The sequence below is a fragment of the Ligilactobacillus acidipiscis DSM 15836 genome (assembly GCF_001435755.1).
GTDB lineage: Bacteria > Bacillota > Bacilli > Lactobacillales > Lactobacillaceae > Ligilactobacillus > Ligilactobacillus acidipiscis.
Genome location: NZ_AZFI01000256.1, coordinates 1 through 1,776 on the forward strand (window position 1 = coordinate 1; position 1,776 = coordinate 1,776).

Here is a 1,776-nt window from a genome sequence, read left to right on the forward strand (position 1 = left end):
TTAAATTTTACAATCTGCCTTATTTAAAAAGCGTCAAATTGTCTGTTCAGAAAGATCTGAAGATAGACAATTTGACGCTTTTTGGTTATAGGCTCAAAAATGAATTGTTGCTATAAATTATACTGACTATTCTTTTACCGTATCATTTAGTTCCTTGGCCTGATAAAAGTCCGGGAAGACGTGAGCACTCTTGATTCCCCAATAATAAAAACCAAGGGATGCAATAATAATCACGACAAAGTCCCAAGGATATGGGATCCAATTGATACCGTTAAATTGGTGACTGCCAATGTAGGACATGATTGAAATGAAAATGAGATAAAAAATCATCCACATACTTGACCAAAATGCTTTCCGGGTATTCACATAACCAGCTCGGTACTCGTAATAAAAGTAGAATGGTAATCCTAGTAAAATAACCAAAATAACTTCAACGGTTGTTGGCCACATTGCCCAATATACGGCAAGTGAAGCCAAGACAAACGAAAGCGGTGCCATCCAATTTAAATGCTTTAACTTAACAGGACGTTTAAAATCTGGTGCCAATTTTCGAAAGGCAACCGCTGTTACCGGCCCGGTTAAGTACGCAATTAAGGTTGACGTACAGATAACCGTTGCCAAGGTTGCCCATGATCTAAATACAGAAACCATCAGCATACTTAGAACCAGGTTAACAATCATCGCAACACGGGGAATCCCATATTTTTGATTGATCTTACCTACGAAACTCGGAATACGCTGGTTACTTTCCATCGCGTAAAGTGCTCGGCCAGTTGATGCGGCAAACGAGACACCGGTTCCGACGGGTGAAACAAAGGCATCCATGTAAAGCAGAACGGATAACCAGCGGATTCCCAACATAATTGCCAAGTCGGCAAATGGGGAATTGAAGTTAATACCACTCCATCCGTGTGCTGCAACCGCGGATGGCTTAATTGCCGTTATAAAGACACTTTGAAGGACAATGTAGATAATCCCACTAATCAAAAGTGAAATAAAAATGCCATGACCGATATTTTTATTTGGGTTTTCGATTTCACTTCCCATATTAATAACCGTTTGAAAGGCATTGAACGAGAAAATAATACCGGCTGATGAAGTAGCCGCAAAAATCGGTGCTGACCCGTATGGCATAAATTCGTGGAGTGAATGGCCATAGTTTTCGGGATGAAAACTGGCAATTGTCAGCATAATAATGGTTAGCGTTGGTACCCCGATCTTAAAAACTGAGATTAAACTGGTAAAACTGGTTAGAATTTTAACTGACCAGAAGTTCAAAAGAGTGAAAACCAACATGAATAAGAAAACCACCATTAATCCTGCTGTGGTAATGGTGCCATTTTTCAAGAACTGATGGGTCCAGTTTGCCCACGACCACGGCCATGAACTCATATATTGAACGGCAGCAACAGCCTCTATTGGAATTAACGTAATTAACGAAATCCAATTGGCCCATGAAGAAATAAATCCCAGAAGCGGTCCGTGGGAATATTGTGCGTATCGGCTCATCCCGCCGGCTTCCGGAAACATTGCGCCAAGTTCAACATAATCGTAAGCAATTGCGGCAATGACCGCACCCCCGATGACCCATGAAATAATAGCAGCGGGGCCTGCTATTTTCGAGGCTTCCCAAGAACCGAAAAGCCAGCCTGATCCAATTAAGGAACCAAGCGTTAACATTACAAGTTGAAATAATCCAATCTTAGTCGTTTTGTCAGAATCCATTTGTACCTCCTATTTGCAGTGACAACCAGTGTAACAAATGAGAAAATTATT

At 41.0% G+C, this 1,776-nt stretch carries 1 protein-coding gene; it reads right to left on the reverse strand.

From position 1 onward, the window contains the following. Window positions 1-126: 126 nt before the first annotated feature. Window positions 127-1,725: an APC family permease gene (locus tag FC65_RS10470; RefSeq protein ID WP_015474755.1), complete on the reverse strand. Its 1,599-nt coding sequence runs from the start codon at window positions 1,723-1,725 to the stop codon at window positions 127-129. Window positions 1,726-1,776 lie beyond the last annotated feature (51 nt).